The sequence below is a fragment of the Flavobacterium azizsancarii genome, assembly GCF_027980145.1.
Classification (GTDB): Bacteria; Bacteroidota; Bacteroidia; order Flavobacteriales; family Flavobacteriaceae; genus Flavobacterium; species Flavobacterium azizsancarii.
On sequence record NZ_JAMZNK010000009.1, the window covers coordinates 48,260 to 64,001 of the forward strand.

Sequence of the window (15,742 nt, forward strand, 5' to 3'; positions counted from 1 at the left end):
ATGAACGATAATTTTAAAATCTCAGATAAAGAACTTCTAGACGCAAGGAATACTATTTTTAAAAATTATGGGATCCCCGAGCTGGAAAAGAACGGTTACATAAAGTCGCCATTTAAAACTTCTTGGTTTGGACAGTACGATTCAAATATTCGCGGTTACTCTTATGAATTATGCAAGTTGACAGATCAAAATAAGTTGCATTTTATTAGTGCTAGTATGCTCAAAGGCGAGAAACGCATAAAAATCACCTTAAATATTTTTGAACTCAACGAAAAATTAAATTCGGTTGATGAATTGAAAGATAGCGAGGGAATAAACTTTCATCTTCCGCCTAATGATTCAACTAAGATGCGATTAAGAAGCGACGATTATAAAGGTCCTCCTTTGTTTTATATGTTATTTCTACCAGAATATAAACTGGGGAAAATCAATAGTCAAAGTAGTTTCGACAAAGAAGTCAGTAAATTAAGCGATTTGATAAAAAAAGATATGGCCAATATTGACTCTTTTGAAAAAAGATGGCATGAATTACATAAACCATATATAACGGACAAAGAAGGTAACGTAGTCAAATAAGACTAATGTTTCCAAATTTGATTAGCATTGAAATTGTCGTTATATTATATAATTACTTTTAAATTATTTAAATATGAAAAAAATAATATTACTTACTGTTACGATATTATTTGCTACAACTGGACACGCTAAATTTATCAAAGCTGTTTTATTTATGGAAGACGGATCAACAAAAAAAGGTCTTGCCGAAATGGTTGAAAGTGATGATTCTAAGGTCTATTTCAAAAATGATGAAGAAGCAAAAAAAGAAAAAATTGAAAGTGTCAATGTCAAAAAAATTGAATATACAAATGGAGAAAGTAAAAAGTATATAGCGGAACGATTATATGCCACAACAGCTAATATTTTAACAGGCAAATTTTCGAGATCTAAGAAAAAACTGTGGTTTTACATTGTTTATGATAAAAATGTAAAAATAGGTGGTATTGCATCGGAAGGTGGAAGTCGGCCAAATGCAGGTGGTACAAGTACTGTAGTTACTATTGCCAATACAGCCTATTTTTTTGGTAAAAAAGACAGTGAAGAATTAGTATTTGGCTATGCTACTACAGCATCAAATGGTTTAGCGATAGGAACAAATTCATTAATTAGAAAAATGTCAAGAGAGGCTTTTGCAGATTGCCCAAAACTTGTTGATGCAATTTCGAAAGAAGATTTTAAATCGGGATCTGTCATGGATCAATTAAAGGCTATTTTTGAGAAAATAAAATGCAAGTAAATTTATAATTTACAACAAAAAGGTTGCTGATTTATACTTTATAAGTAGTTAAATCGTAATAGAAATACCGAAGTTGACCAAAAGAATGAGTGCTATAAAAAGATGAATTACAATGCAGATATTTTAAAAGAAGACACTTTAAAATTAATTAAAAAATACAAAATATTTACTTAGAGAGAGCGTTATATTCATATCTTCTAAGTCCAGTTAATATGAATAATATTAATGACGATATATTAAAGCGATTAGATTATTTAGATATTTTTTATAATGATAACAATCTGTCTTATAATTACACTCCAACTGATGGTACAAATGGAGAGCCTGAAATATTGGAAAAATTAACGGAGGCCGAAATTGAAATTGAGAATTCATCTAAAGAAAAGTTCTGGACGTCTGCAGAGGAAAGTTCGTATAAAGAAATTTCTAATTTTAATTGTTTTGAGGACAAAATTGTAAAAGAAGAAGATTATTATAAAGTATATATAAATGATCCATTTTACAATATAGAAGGTTGGATAAATTATTATAATCATTTATTGGAAACAAAATTCGAAAGTTTCGACAAGATATTACAGAATGGAAAAACTCAAATAAGATACAAGCATTTTCAAAAAGACTATTTCATAGGTTTTGAGGTTAATTATAGCAAAACGATTAAAGAAATGAAGCATGGTGATTGGGAGACACCCCCTTTTAATTTGATTGTATTTAAAGTTAACGAAAAATTTAAATTAAAAGAAAAAAGTAATTTGGGCATATTTGGACATCCTTACTTTCATCAACCAACGTATAATTTTGGAGGTTACTTTGCTATAAAAACAGTTAATCGAGTTTCGCCTATGGAATGGGTCATTGATCGAGGAACAGATAAAGAATTTATAGGAAATGGGATGATTAGATTATATAATTCAGAAATATTTGGAGAGGACTTAAAAAAACACGCATTTTATTATTTTGACATGTTAAGCAAGACAACCAATGACTATATAAATAGTTTACTTAAAATGAATTTATTTGAATAGTAAAAATCCAAAAATGATATTTTTAGTATCATACATACCCTTAGACTCAATCGATATTCCGGAATTTACGGCAGACTAATCCAAAGTAAATTATTAAAAACCCAAACCACCTTAAGGTTGGCCAAGAAATCAAGCGTTTAATGCGCAGGCGAGTGTACCAGAACAACCAGTACAATTTGGTTCACCTGTCGAACTTACAACTTTAAAATCAGGCGAAGGTTTTACTTTAATTGTTTGCCAGAGAATGATGTTTTTTATTTCCATCCAGATTATTTAGGCTTAACTTCTTAAATGACTGTAAATGAAGGGGAATAGAATACTATCAATTTATTATAAATAAAACGTGTGTTACGGAAATCCGTAATAATATTTTTGGAAAGTTTAATATATTTGAAACAATGAATGATAGATATCAAGATATAATCGACCGGGAAAAAGCCAAATTAAATTTAAAATTAGCTGAAATTAATCATAGCCATAAACGTACTATGTTTACTATCTACGCAACTTTTTTAATTGTTTTAATTTGTTTGATTTGTTTTTTTTACCCCAGTTTTAGATTAATATCGTAGAAAATATTAACACTCCATTTTTTTTATTTAAAGTTTGCCATCAGAAATTATTATTTATAGTGCTAATCAAAGTAATAGTCTCACTTAAATTATTTACCGATATGTCAAATAAGTACTGATTAACATCAGTTAACAATAAATGCTAAAGCGCTGTAAACTTAATGTTTACAGCGCTTTTTCTTTTGATGTCTTTTTTGATTCTGCTGTTTTTTAATCATTTTTTATCATATATTTGTACCACATTTGTACCGGAGGAATAAACCAGTTTTTTGCATCATTTGAGTAACAGGTAATAATCAAAAAATGGAAATGGATGATGAGATAATGCTCAGGAAGTAAAGGAAATTGATGGTGGATTTGGTCCATTATTCTATGCAGCGGCCCTTTTTGCACTTGGAGTGTATAATGGATATAACTCAGTTAATTAATACTAAAATAAACTTATATGGAAACTATTGATTGTCAGGTCGTTGAGTTGTAGAAAGAAAAAGTAAGCAACATTGAAGGAGGTTTTGAGGTTTTTTCAATTGCAAAGGGAGCTGCAGGAGCTATTTATGGTGCAGGATATGCTGTAGGGCAAGCTCTACACCATATGCTTAATTAATGATAAAAGAACAAACCTGCTATTTTGGTAGGTTTGTTCTATTATAAAATTTGATACGTAAACTAAAATATATTTAAAATGAAAAATAATTTATTTAACAAAACTTATTTAGGAACAAAAGATAAAAAATTTGCAGCTATATTTTATGCTGTATTGATTTCTGTTTTTTTAATATATTTTTCAGGGAAATTTGCTGGTAAGGCATTATATTATTTATTAAACTAGATGTATTTAGAAGATAAAAAGAGTTAAAACTTGAAGTTATTCTTTAAGTCTGTTATTCTGCTTAGAGAATTTCTACTTAATAGTTAGCAACTATTCTTTGGAGAATTATTGCGGATTGTTTTTTGAACAATCCGTACTTTTTTAGTGAATTTTGATTACAAAAATGATGTTATGTACTTTATTTAAATTAACATTAAAACATTAAAATTATATGAACTTTAGTTCAGATCCAGTAAACACCCTTGAAAATCTTATTGCCAAAAATAAAACCAAAAACTTTTCTATTTACCTTTTAATCTTATTAATTCTTATTGTTTTCTTGTCTCTTCTTCCTGTAATCAAAGTAGATATTAGTAGTCAGAGTCGCGGTATTATTCGTAGTAAAACGGATAATGTGCCTGTTATGGCAATTGTAAGTGGCCGTGTTAAATTGACTTTATTGAAAAACAATGTTTTTGTACAAAAAGGCGATACACTTTTAAAAGTTTCTAAAGAGAATCTAGAAAGTGATAAAAGAACTCAGGATTCATTATCAGGTTCTGTTTCAGCATTGCTAAATGATGTTTCAAACCTTCTACAAAATAAAACGAATCATTTGCTAACATCTTCAGCGCGAGAAGATTTATTCAAATTTAAATCAGGAAAAAGTGAATTGCAAAGCAAAATTTCACAGGCAAAAATAAATCATGACCGTAATAGAATCTTGTATGATAAGGATATTATTGCAAAAGCTGATTTCGAAAAAATCGAATCTGAATTGCATTTCAATAAACAAGCATTGCAAAGTTATATAAGTCAGCAGAAATTGACTTGGGAAAATCAGAAAAGAGATTTAGAAGAACGTTTGAAAAATTTGAACGGAATGGTTTCTAAAATAAATATTGAATCGAACAATTATATGATTTTGGCTCCTATTTCTGGAACTATAGAGAATTTTTCAGGCATTCAGACAGGTTCTTTCATTAATGCATCACAATCTATCGCAAAAATTTGTATCCAATAAATGAGGGTAAAATTTATATTGGAGGCTATGATACTCAATTTATACATTATAAAAGCCTAAGACAATTAGTTGGAGTTATACCACAACAGCTTAATTTGTTTTCGGGAAATATAATTGAAAATATTGCTTTAGGAGATTCTTTTCCAAACATTAACAGAATACTAGATTTATCGCGACAATTAGGTATTACCGAATTTGTAGAAAAACTACCTAACGGTTTTGAAACGCAGATTGGTAAGAATGGAACAATGCTATCCGGTGGGCAAAAACAAAGAATTGCTATTGCCAGGGCATTATATAAAGATCCTGAAATTTTATTAATGGACGAAGCTACCTCTGGATTAGATACAAATTCTGAATTGATAGTAAAAAAAGTTATTGATGATTTCAAAAAGCAAGGTAAAACTATAATTATTATTGCTCACCGGCTTAGTACAGTTGCAAATGCTGATGAAATATTAGTTATGGAAAATGGAAAAATCATTGAATCGGGTAATCATCATATTTTATTAGAGAAAAAAGGAAAATATTATGATTTATGGAAGAAACAAAGTTTAGTTTAAGTGGAAAACAAAATTTACCAATTGTTATCAATGTATGGTCAATGGGTATTCCGGAGCAAACTGAACAGTTCATTCCGGAGTAAAGTGAACAGTCCATTCCGGGCAAAGTCAATGTTGATTGTGAATGATGTTTATCCATACGCACCCAATTGCTACCCTTTTTCTTTTACCCGAGACCCTGTATGCTTTTGTTTTATTTCAGGAGCAAAGGTAGTCCGTGTCGATAAGCCAAAGCAAGGCCGGGCCTTTCAGGTCTTGCCAAAAAATCTCCACCCATGCGGTTTTTTCAGCTCATAAGATACCTTTATAAATTTGCAACAATGCTATCTTTTATTAATAAATTATCTCCAATATCTAAATCCTGACCTTCTTTAATAAGAGATTCAATCTCCTGGTATTTTCGATTTTCTTTAGAACGGATAACAAATTTGATATTCTTTTGAGAAAAATCTTTCATCACCCGAGTTGATTGAAGCCCTCTGTCAATAATGTAAATATTACGATGATCAACATCTTTTTTTACTTGCTTTAAAATAGCTTCAGGAAGGGCGTTTTCCTCAGAAGCATAATTCTTAGTGTTAAATATTTCAACGCCAGCAGGAAGAATTCCATCAAATGAAATACTGAATTTTATATTTTTCTTGCCCGTCTTCATATCTATTCCTTCTTTGAGTCTTCCAGCTGCTTCAGAAACAATTGTACTATCTATACTCATTAGATTGTATTTATCTCTTTCTGACTGATTATAACTTTCAGAAAACTGATCATACATATATTCAAAAATTTCTTTAAAATAACTAGAGTCAATCTTAGATAGCCTCTCAGAAATAGAGCTTCTTCTAACGGTTTCTGATTCGTCCAAATTAAAAAGGGTTTTAAAACCTGAATAGTTAAAAGTGTCTTCTAATGTCCGCTGACTGAGTTTTTCATTGTCTAGAATAGCATATAGAAGTAGGTAGAAAACTTTTTTACCATGAAGTACTTTAGAATAGTGGTCTACTTTCGTGCTAGTAGAAAGATGTGACAGGAGTACTTCAGGAATAAAACCTAACAACTCATTAACGGATACTTTGTGGTCTTTAAAATTGGCCATAAACTACTAATTTACAGTAATAAATATACATAAAATCAATAACTTAAACAAGAAAATTCTCATTAAATAATACAAATAAAAACCAATATTTTAAAAATATAAAGCAAAAAAAAGTCGGAAGAATGATCTTCCGACCATGACTGACTAATACTTCTGTTTTTTAAATAGAATAGTATTTAAAGGATTATAAATAATAGGGCTATTTACATAATAACCCTATACATACTTTCGTTTATTGATAACTAATTCAGATACTTAAAAACTAAGTAGTAACGAAAGGTGTTTTTAATACTATTTTTTAGGTTTAAAAATAAATTCAAAACTTTGAGTATCTTTCATCAGAACTTGTGCAAACTTTTGGATGTCTTGCGTAGTTATTGAATTTATTAAGTCAAGATTATTTTTCGGGTCGTTTTTATTGTATCCTTCTACATTGAAATCATACAGTACATTCAACTCGTAACCTGTGTATTCCTTTTCTTCTTTTAGTTCTTTAAGGTAACTTGTGACTACTTTTTTTAAATCGTTATTATCAATTTCATTATTTTCAATTTTTTGAATTTCTTTATAAACGATGGCAACTAGTTTATCGACTTTATCAGGATCACAATCAAAATACACATAAAAATTAGCTATTTCTTTTGGCCTTTTAGACAAAGAGCTGTATACACTTGCTCCATATGTGCCACCTTCTTGCTCTCTTAGGGTCTCCATTAATCTAAGTTCCAGAATGTCTTGAAAAGCTTTTAATAGGTACGTGTTTTTTAAGCTGTAACCCAATGGCTTTTTAAACGAAATACGAACCGTTGCTTTTGGGTCTTCCATTGCAATGAATATTTCTTTTTTATTAGTGTCTTTCAACCAAGCAACTGAATTATCTTGCCATTTTTCTTTTTTATTTGTGGTGGGTAAACTAGCAATGTACTTCTCTAATAGAGGTTTAAGGTCTTTTTTTGAAAGATCACCTACTATCGAAAAAGTAAAATCGGCAGGGTTTTTAAAACGTTCTTTGTATATGGATTTAATTTTTTCGAACGAAACCTCTTTTATATATTGCTCATCAAAAAGACGCATTTTTGTATTGTTGAATCCATATAAAGACGTCGTGATACTATCTTGCATTTTATAAGCGATATCATTTTTTCTTTGAGTTAAGCTATTTTGTAAATTGTTTTGTAAAACCTTAAAACTGCTTTCGTCAAAACGGGGTTTTACAAATTGCAAATGCACTAATTGAAGCATAGTTTCGACATCTTTAGTAGTAGTCATTCCCGAAATATTTTCTTCTAATGCTGTAATTTCTACTCTTGTATTAGCATTTTTTCCCGCCAGAATTTTAGATATATCTGTAGCGTTATAATCTCCTAAACCAGACATTCTTGCTAAAGTACCCATCATTGCTGCAGAAGGAAGGTCGGAATCTTTGATCACAGAGTTACCTCCAAAGCTTACTGCTTCAAGTAGTACGTTGTTTTTTTCAATGTCTGTAAATTTGTAATCTACAACTACGCCGTTGCTTAATACAAAACGAGTTGAACCTAATTCCTTGTTATTTTTTTCAGATACAATTTTACCTGATTTAATCTGAGTACCTGAAATCAATGTTTTGCCAACAAATTCATCTTTATAAGCTATTATACTAACGTCGTTTTCAACTTGGTTAATAATTTTTAAAGCTTCATCCAGCGAAAGATTATTTTCATTTTCGACTCCTGTAACATCTAAGACTCTGTTTTTTGCAGTGTATAATATTTTAACATGATCATTTAAATCCTGAGGAGTCATTTCATTAAAAATAATTTTAATGATATCAAATTCCTTTATAATGTCAGTAATAGCCTCATTTTCCAGATAGTTCTTCTGAATTGTGTTGACTATTTCTGCGTGAGGAGTCTGGTCAATTTTACTAATTTTAGTTTGATAAAGATTAGTATAATAAGCTTTAGTTCTACCAATTTCTTCTTGCGTAAAAGCAAATTTTACGATACGATTTAATTCTGTCAATGCAGCTTTAAATGCTTCTTGTTGCTGATTTGGTTTTGGAGAGATTAGTAAACCAAAGCTATTATTTGCTCTCGCTAAACTGGAATAACTGCAACTTGCTGAAACAAATGGAGCCTCTGGTTTTTGAGAAATCTCTCTAAGTCTTGAATTTAACATTCTTAAAAGCATTCCATTAAAAAGCGATTCTTTTAAATCGGCTACTGTTTCGTCTTTTAAGGATTTGGGCTGATTGATTGTAAAAGAAATCGTTGAGGTAGCGACTTCTTGATCGGTTCCTAAATTATAAAGCATATTTTCATTATCCGGAATTTCTGTAATTATTCTTTGTGCCGGATTTTTTATCCCGGGGATTGGACCAAATAACTTTTCTATTTTTTGTTCTATTTCTGCTACATCAATATCACCAACTATTGCAATGGCTTGCAAATCTGTTCTGTACCAATCGTGGTAAAAATCTCGTAACGCTTTGTACTTAAAATTATCAATTACAGTCATTGAACCAATTGGCATACGATCAGCATATTTGGTCTTATTAAACATCGTAGGCAATGATTTCTTGAAAAGACGCATATACCCATTTTGTCTTGTTCGCCACTCTTCTTTAATTACGCCACGTTCTGAATCTATTTCTGACTCTGTAAGAGATAAACCATCTGCCCAATCATGTAAAATCAATAAAGAACTATCTACTAATCCGGGTACGTTTGTGGGGATATTGTCCATGTTATAAACCGTTTCGTCAAAAGCTGTATAAGCATTAATGTCTTTTGCGAAAACTGCTCCATGTTTTTGAAGTGTATTCAAAATGCCTTTTCCCGGAAAATTTTTAGTTCCATTAAAAGCCATGTGTTCTAGAAAATGTGCAAGTCCTTGCTGGTCATCATTCTCTAAAATAGAACCCACATTTTGAATAATGTAATAACTCGCAACATTTTTAATTACATCTGTTTTATAGATATAATACGTCATACCATTTTTTAAAACTCCTTTTTTAATTCGGGTATTTACCGGAAGCGGATCGTTTAATTTTAGTTCTTGTGCTGTAACAGTATGCGCTGTTACTAAAATAAAAAATACAGTTAATAAATTTTTCATGTTTTTTTATATAATTACGTTTCCTGCCCTGATTTAACGTAAATTTTAAAAGGGATATTATTTATACATTTTTTCGAGATAAGCATATTAACCTTTTAATAATAAACTATTTTCTACAGAGATTAATGTTTAAAAAATGGAAACAAAAATGAATTGAATTTAATAACCAGAAAGACCTTTTCTCTGATTATTAAAGCTAGTTTTTAAAAAGTTATTTAAATATTAAGAGATTTTAAGATCTCGACTAATTCTGGCTCTGATGGTCTTGGAGCATCGGAATTGACAATTTTTCCTTCTTTATCTAAAATAATAAAACGTGGAATAGCCTGAATATAGTAAGCCGCTATAAATGATGATGCTATCTCTTTGTCTGCCAAAAGCTGAATTCCGGTCAAACCTTGTGCTTTAATCATGTTGCGCCATTTTATTTCATCTTTTAAACGGTCTACAGATATGCTAACAAATTTTATGTTCTTACCGTGAAATTGTTTTTCTACTTTTGCAATAAATGGCATTTCGTATTTGCATGGTCCGCACCATGTTGCCCAAACGTCAATAAAAACAAAGCTTCCTCTGAAATCTTTAAGAGAGGATTTTCCTTCTTTGTAATTAATATAATTTTTAAACTCTGGTGAAGGCATTCCTATACCTAATTCACTTTTATTTCTTTGTTCATCTGTATATTGCTGAAGAAGACCTTTTGTCAAGTTTTCAAACATTTTTAATTGGATGGTTACAAAATTAGGATCAAGATCTGATTTTTTTTGCTTTAGTAGTGACGTGAAATCAGCTGAAAATTTATTTATTTTAGCATCAAAAACTGTTTTTTCTAAGTTTAAAAACTCCATATAATCACTCCCATATAAATCTGCTTCCAGTTTAGATTTGGTTCTTAAAAAGTTGTTTTCTTTTTCTCCTTTTCCGCTGATTGTGATGCTTTTATAAATGTTTTTTGCATCAAAATTAATTTCTAAATTCATATCATTTATAAGATATACATTGAAGAACTTATCATAAAAAGTATTAAATAATATGGGTTTATCCAATTTTAAGGTATCTCTATATGTTCCGTCAGCAGCTACTTTTATTGTAACGCTTTTTGAACTAATGGGATCAAATAATCGTACTCCTAATCCTTCGATTGGATTTTCTATTTTTCCGTGTACTATTGCATACTCTTTTTGCGCTATTATTTTTTGGCAAGAAAGCATTACAACTAGTAATGCCAATGCTTGTAATTTTTTCATTTTTTTAGATTTATTAAATTTAAGTTTAAGAAATGAGCGTGTATCGATAATTTGATTATAGATTTATCTTTTTCGAAATAGGTACACTCTGCTTTTAGAATAGTGAAAAGGCTAGTAGCCTTTGTTTTGTGTGACTGTTTTATTTCCTGCTATTATTTGTAATGGTATTGGCAGAACAAATTGATTAGGAGATACCAAAGTAGCTTTGACTGATGATGCTTTAAGATTTCCAAGATTTACATATCGTACGATATCAAACCACCCTTCGCCATTTTCAAAAAATAGTTCTAGTAATTTTTCGTTGCGAATATCTTCTAGTAGAGTTGTTTTATCAGTAAGTTCTTTTTCGGCTACTCCTGCGCGATTTCTTATTTCGTTTAGACTTTCTAATGCTAAAGTTAGATCTCCACCTGTCTTACGAGTTTCTGCTTCAGCTTTAATTAAGTATATTTCAGCAAGACGCAAATGATACAGGGTATTTCCTTGAGATGCAATTGTGTTTAAAAATGGATATTTACCGTTTCCATTTGACTTTTTTGTGATGTTTGAGTAGGCAAACGCAAAACGTGGATCGTATCCTGAACCTGTACCTGACAAACTACCGTCATTAAAAGTTCCTACCTGAGCATCGGCTAAACTTTTTAAGGTTTGACTGTATGTTGTGGTGTTTACCTGATACATGGCTGTTTTTCCTTCATTATCCGGGCCTGTTATTGGAGCGAAAATAACTTCAGATGACTTGAAACTATTTTTAAAGATATCTGAATATTGTGCTTCCAACATGTAGCCTTCGGCATTGTTTATTACTTCATCTGCTAGAGTGGCGGCTTCTGTAAATTTTCTTTCGTACAAATAAACTTTTGACAACAGGGCTTTGGCAGCAAGACTTCCAGAATAAAAATGGTCTATGTTTACTGGCCCCAAAAGTGATGCGTATAGTAAATCATCTTCTATCTGTTTGTATACCTCTGCTACTGTATTTCTAGGTTTTGCCTCGAGTACAGTCGAGAAATTAGTTCTTAAAACTACTCCGTAAGAAGAATTTAAATCGTAGAATTCTCCAAAGTAACGCAACAAATTAAAATAAGTAAAAGCTCGTTGGAACTTTGCCTGAGCAATCATTGCTCCTTTTTTTTCTTCAGAAATACCAATGGCTTTTCCTGCTTCTAATTCCTGAATTAGGAAATTAGCAGAATTAATAATTTTGTAATGACCGCTATATAAATTCGTCAAAAAGATATTATCTACCGGGACTTCGTTAGTGTTAAATCCTTTACTGCCACTCATAAAACCCGAGATCAATCCTTCGTTGCCATAAGCTGCTAAATGCAAGGGAAAAAAGCTTACATCAAACTCTTTTCCTAAATCATAAACACCATTCAGAACTAATTGAGCCGAAGCCTCATCGCGTACAGTATTATCTGTTGTTAATTTATTATTGGGTTGTATATCGTCAATATTACAGCTTGCAGTGGTTAATGCTATTGAAAGAAGTAAAATCGTATTGATCTTTATAAAATGTTGTTTCATCATTTTTGAATTTAAAATTGAACTTGAACTCCTAAAGAGTACGACTTAGCTAATGGATACGGATCTTCATTGTTGATTTGATCTGTGATAGTGCCTCTTTCAGAGAAAGTTTCAGGATCAATTCCAGGCCATTTTGTCCAAGTCACTAAATTTGTGCCCGTTAATGTCAGTTTTGCGCTTTCTATACCAATTCTGTTGATTAGTTTTTGGTCGAAATTATAACTTAACTGGATGCTTTTTAGACGTAAATAAGACGTGTCATAAATGTATCTATCTGAAATTCTTCCATTAGATGATGGATCTGTATATACTGCTTTTGCATAACGAGCATTAGTATTTTCAGGTGTCCAGGTATTTAGGGCGTATTCAGTATATTTATTTTCTCCCAATGTGTTATAAATACCTGTTGGAATTGCACTCCAAATTGATTTCGCTCCTACAGAATATTGAAACAATGCATTTAGACTAAAATTCTTGTAAGCGAATGTATTTGATATTCCGCCAAAAAAGTCCGGTTGAATATTTCCTATTATCGCTCTGTCATTAGCATTAATCTGACCATCATCGTTAACGTCTTCCATCATAAAGTCACCAACAGTAGTTGAGGCTTTATCATAAATTCCTGATGGTGAAGCTGCATTTAAAGCATCAACTTCGTCTTGCGATTGGAAAATTTTAGCTACTTTATATCCCATAATCGTACCTACGGGTTCTCCTTCGATGTAATAATCTAATTGGTACGAATTGATACTGGCACCGTTTAATTTTTCGAGTTTGTTTCTGTTTAAAGACCAGTTAAAACTAGTTGACCAAACAAAATCCTGACTTCTGATGATATCGCCGCCTAAAGTGATTTCAATTCCCTTATTTGAAACATCCATGAAATTAGAGAAATAAGAGTTAGGTCCAAGTTCAAAAGGAATTGGTGTTTTTACTAAAGCACCGGTTGTTTTTCTATCGTAAATATCAAAACTTCCTTTTATGCGATTGTGGAAGAAACCGAAATCTAAACCTAAATTAACCTCTTTGGTAGTTTCCCATCCAATGTTTGGATTTGGGAAGTTGTTTTCTGGTACAATGGCCGAACTTCCGTTATAGATGTTAGATGCTGTGTTTTGAAAAAACTGTAAGAAAGCAAAATCAGAAACGTTAGTAGAACCCACTTTTCCAACACTCGCTCTTAGTTTTAAAATGTTGATGTTGCTTACATCAGCTAAAAAACTTTCATTATTAATATTCCAACTTGCAGACAAAGACGGGAAGTACGCTCTTTTATTATCTGGACCAAATTTTGAAGAAGTATCAGTTCTAAAATTTACAGTAGCATTATACAAATCTTTGTAACCATAATTCAAACGAGAGAACAACGAATACAATCCTGTTTCTACACGATTGCTGGCATATCCAATTACAGTTCGCGCTGATGTTGCATTGATTAAAACCTCGTCATCAGGAAAACCGCTGTATAAATGACTTGAATTATTAAAGTTTGTTTTATCCCAGGCAGCTCCTGCTAATGCACCGAATTTATGCTCTGAAATTTTAAAGTTGTAATTAGCAGTCAAATTCGTTGTGATATTAGACACTAAGCCATCTTCTTCATTTAAATAAGAATCATTAGGATAATATATAAAATCAGTTTCTGTAATTTTAGGAATAAACGAACTGTTTTTATTGTAAAAGACAGAAGCATTTACGTCTGCTTTTAACTTTAAATCTTTTAATGGCTCCGCTTCAATATAAGTATTGCCGATAAAATTATAGGCTTTGTTATTGGTTTTGTTACTCAATCGCATTAAAGGATTTGGCTCTAAAGTCATAAACCCATATTGATAATCCGGCTGACCTAACAATTTACCATTTTCATCTCTAACGGGTAAATCCGGACGAGCGCGAGCAATTGAAGTATTGATTGTAAACTGATTTAAAACATCGTTTTCTCCAGAATTAACCTCTGTATGACCAACATTTACAGAGCTTCCCATTTTTACGTGATTGCTTATATCAGTATCAAAGGAAATTCCTAAATTATATTGTTTCATTTTATCATTTATAGTTAAACCCTCTTGGTCTATAAATGAAGTGCTAAAATTATAATCTGTTTTTTCGCTGCCACCGCTCAAACTCAAATGAGCTTGTTTTGTTACAGCCATACTCCTAAAAACTTCTTTGTTCCAGTCTGTATTAGCATTTCCAAAATAATTATCGTTGATACCGCCATTGCTTACTTGGAAAGTATCGAAATCTAAATCTACTTTGGCAATATTTGCTAAATCGTAAGATAAAAAAGGATCTAGTTGACCACTGTTCATCGCATCGACGCTATTGTTAACCAATAAATTGTAGAAACTTTTATATTGACTTGAATTTAAAGCGCCGACTTTATTGATAGGCTGAGCAAATGTCGTTGCATAAGAAAAGTTTAATTTTGGAGCTTGATTTTTTTTGCCTCTTTTGGTTTTAATAATAATAACTCCATTAGCTCCACGAGAGCCATAAATTGCAGTAGCTCCGGCATCTTTTAAAACATCAAAACTTTCTATATCGTTAGGATTTAATGTGGATAGGGGATTGGCGCCTTGCAAAGCATCAATATTAAACGGCACACCATCAATTACAAATAAAGGCTGATTTAATCCGCCTCCTACTGAAGAGAATGGCGAAGTAATTCCTCTAATATTTATACGAACCGGCGCACCTGGACGCCCAGTATTTTGAGATACTTGAACGCCTGCTGCTAAACCACCCAATGCTCTGTCAAAACCTATTGTTCCTGTTGCTGCCTGCACGATATCTTTGGCATCTAAAGTAGATACGGCACCAGAGAATTCGTTACGTTTTTGCTTACCATAACCAACAAGTACAACTTCTTCGAGTTCATTTAGTTCTGGTGAAAGAACAATTTTAAAAGCAGTCCTACCATCAACTGCTACGCGTCTAGGTTCGAAACCTACTTGAGAGAAAATCAAAAATTTGGCATTGTAGTCAGAAACAAATTTGAATTTTCCGTCAAAGTCGGTAGTTGCTTCGTAATTCGTTCCTTCTATCATTACAGAAACACCTACTAACGGAAGCCCAGCTTTATCTGTAACAATTCCTTCTAAGTGTTTTTGCTGAACAGCTACGTTATTTTCTGTCTTTTTTTCGGAAGTATTTATTTTTTTAAGAATAATTTGATTGCCCAAAATTTGATACGCAATCGTACTGTTGTTGAATAATTTTGATAAAACTGAGCTTAACTGCTCTTGCTTAACATTCAGAACAATTTTTTGGTTGATGTTTAATTCAGTTCGGTTGTAGAAAAAATGATAGTCAGTTTGTTCTTCAATAAGCTGAAGAACAGTAGTCAAACCTACCATTTTTACATCCATGGTAACTAAGTCTTTTTGTCCATAACAGCTCGATGCATTGACCTGTAATAGACTGGTAAATAAAAACAAGAAAGTTAATTTCATTTTTAAATTATGGGTACTGAAAATGTGCTTCA

The 15,742-nt window shown here is 31.5% G+C and carries 11 protein-coding genes; 6 read left to right on the plus strand and 5 right to left on the minus strand.

The window, feature by feature from the left end:
* The 6 genes from NJT12_RS07800 (at window position 1) to NJT12_RS07825 (ending at window position 5,286) form a co-directional block, all read left to right on the plus strand.
* On the plus strand, window positions 1-576 hold the full coding sequence (locus NJT12_RS07800) for a hypothetical protein (protein WP_271335321.1): 576 nt from the start codon (window positions 1-3) through the stop codon (window positions 574-576).
* A 73-nt stretch (window positions 577-649) separates the two neighbouring features.
* Window positions 650-1,294, plus strand: coding sequence for a hypothetical protein (locus NJT12_RS07805; RefSeq protein ID WP_271335322.1), 645 nt, complete (start codon window positions 650-652; stop codon window positions 1,292-1,294).
* 212 nt (window positions 1,295-1,506) lie between these two features.
* Window positions 1,507-2,319 (plus strand): hypothetical protein, encoded by an 813-nt coding sequence (locus NJT12_RS07810; RefSeq protein WP_271335323.1) that lies wholly within the window; start codon window positions 1,507-1,509, stop codon window positions 2,317-2,319.
* A gap of 1,254 nt (window positions 2,320-3,573) precedes the next feature.
* On the plus strand, window positions 3,574-3,720 hold the full coding sequence (locus NJT12_RS07815; RefSeq protein ID WP_271335324.1) for a hypothetical protein: 147 nt from the start codon (window positions 3,574-3,576) through the stop codon (window positions 3,718-3,720).
* A 211-nt stretch (window positions 3,721-3,931) separates the two neighbouring features.
* A complete protein-coding gene (locus NJT12_RS07820) occupies window positions 3,932-4,723 on the plus strand; it encodes an HlyD family secretion protein (RefSeq protein ID WP_271335325.1) in 792 nt (263 codons plus the stop codon).
* Window positions 4,711-5,286 (plus strand): ATP-binding cassette domain-containing protein, encoded by a 576-nt coding sequence (locus NJT12_RS07825; RefSeq protein WP_271335326.1) that lies wholly within the window; start codon window positions 4,711-4,713, stop codon window positions 5,284-5,286. The genes NJT12_RS07820 and NJT12_RS07825 overlap by 13 nt, the downstream gene beginning before the upstream one ends.
* A gap of 304 nt (window positions 5,287-5,590) precedes the next feature.
* On the opposite strand, the gene NJT12_RS07830 is transcribed toward NJT12_RS07825, so the two are convergent.
* The 5 genes from NJT12_RS07830 to NJT12_RS07850 form a co-directional block, all read right to left on the minus strand.
* A complete protein-coding gene (locus NJT12_RS07830) occupies window positions 5,591-6,379 on the minus strand; it encodes a transposase (RefSeq protein ID WP_271335327.1) in 789 nt (262 codons plus the stop codon).
* A gap of 291 nt (window positions 6,380-6,670) precedes the next feature.
* Window positions 6,671-9,478, minus strand: a complete 2,808-nt coding sequence (locus tag NJT12_RS07835) for a M16 family metallopeptidase (protein ID WP_271335328.1) — start codon at window positions 9,476-9,478, stop codon at window positions 6,671-6,673.
* Between the two features lie 215 nt (window positions 9,479-9,693).
* The gene (locus NJT12_RS07840) at window positions 9,694-10,725 is read right to left on the minus strand and encodes a TlpA family protein disulfide reductase (RefSeq protein WP_271335329.1); all 1,032 of its coding nucleotides are present in this window, start codon (window positions 10,723-10,725) and stop codon (window positions 9,694-9,696) included.
* A 111-nt stretch (window positions 10,726-10,836) separates the two neighbouring features.
* Entirely contained in the window at window positions 10,837-12,258 is a 1,422-nt protein-coding gene (locus NJT12_RS07845; RefSeq protein WP_271335330.1) for a RagB/SusD family nutrient uptake outer membrane protein, read from the minus strand.
* Between the two features lie 8 nt (window positions 12,259-12,266).
* Entirely contained in the window at window positions 12,267-15,710 is a 3,444-nt protein-coding gene (locus NJT12_RS07850; protein ID WP_271335331.1) for a TonB-dependent receptor, read from the minus strand.
* Window positions 15,711-15,742 lie beyond the last annotated feature (32 nt).

Bases quoted from the DNA above. Each gene is read 5' to 3' on its own strand.
- NJT12_RS07840 (WP_271335329.1), bottom strand. From the start codon at position 10,725: ATGAAAAAATTACAAGCATTGGCATTACTAGTTGTAATGCTTTCTTGC.
- NJT12_RS07830 (WP_271335327.1), bottom strand. From the start codon at position 6,379: ATGGCCAATTTTAAAGACCACAAAGTATCCGTTAATGAGTTGTTAGGT.
- NJT12_RS07820 (WP_271335325.1), top strand. From the start codon at position 3,932: ATGAACTTTAGTTCAGATCCAGTAAACACCCTTGAAAATCTTATTGCC.
- NJT12_RS07845 (WP_271335330.1), bottom strand. From the start codon at position 12,258: ATGATGAAACAACATTTTATAAAGATCAATACGATTTTACTTCTTTCA.
- NJT12_RS07805 (WP_271335322.1), top strand. From the start codon at position 650: ATGAAAAAAATAATATTACTTACTGTTACGATATTATTTGCTACAACT.
- NJT12_RS07850 (WP_271335331.1), bottom strand. From the start codon at position 15,710: ATGAAATTAACTTTCTTGTTTTTATTTACCAGTCTATTACAGGTCAAT.
- NJT12_RS07800 (WP_271335321.1), top strand. From the start codon at position 1: ATGAACGATAATTTTAAAATCTCAGATAAAGAACTTCTAGACGCAAGG.
- NJT12_RS07835 (WP_271335328.1), bottom strand. From the start codon at position 9,478: ATGAAAAATTTATTAACTGTATTTTTTATTTTAGTAACAGCGCATACT.
- NJT12_RS07810 (WP_271335323.1), top strand. From the start codon at position 1,507: ATGAATAATATTAATGACGATATATTAAAGCGATTAGATTATTTAGAT.
- NJT12_RS07815 (WP_271335324.1), top strand. From the start codon at position 3,574: ATGAAAAATAATTTATTTAACAAAACTTATTTAGGAACAAAAGATAAA.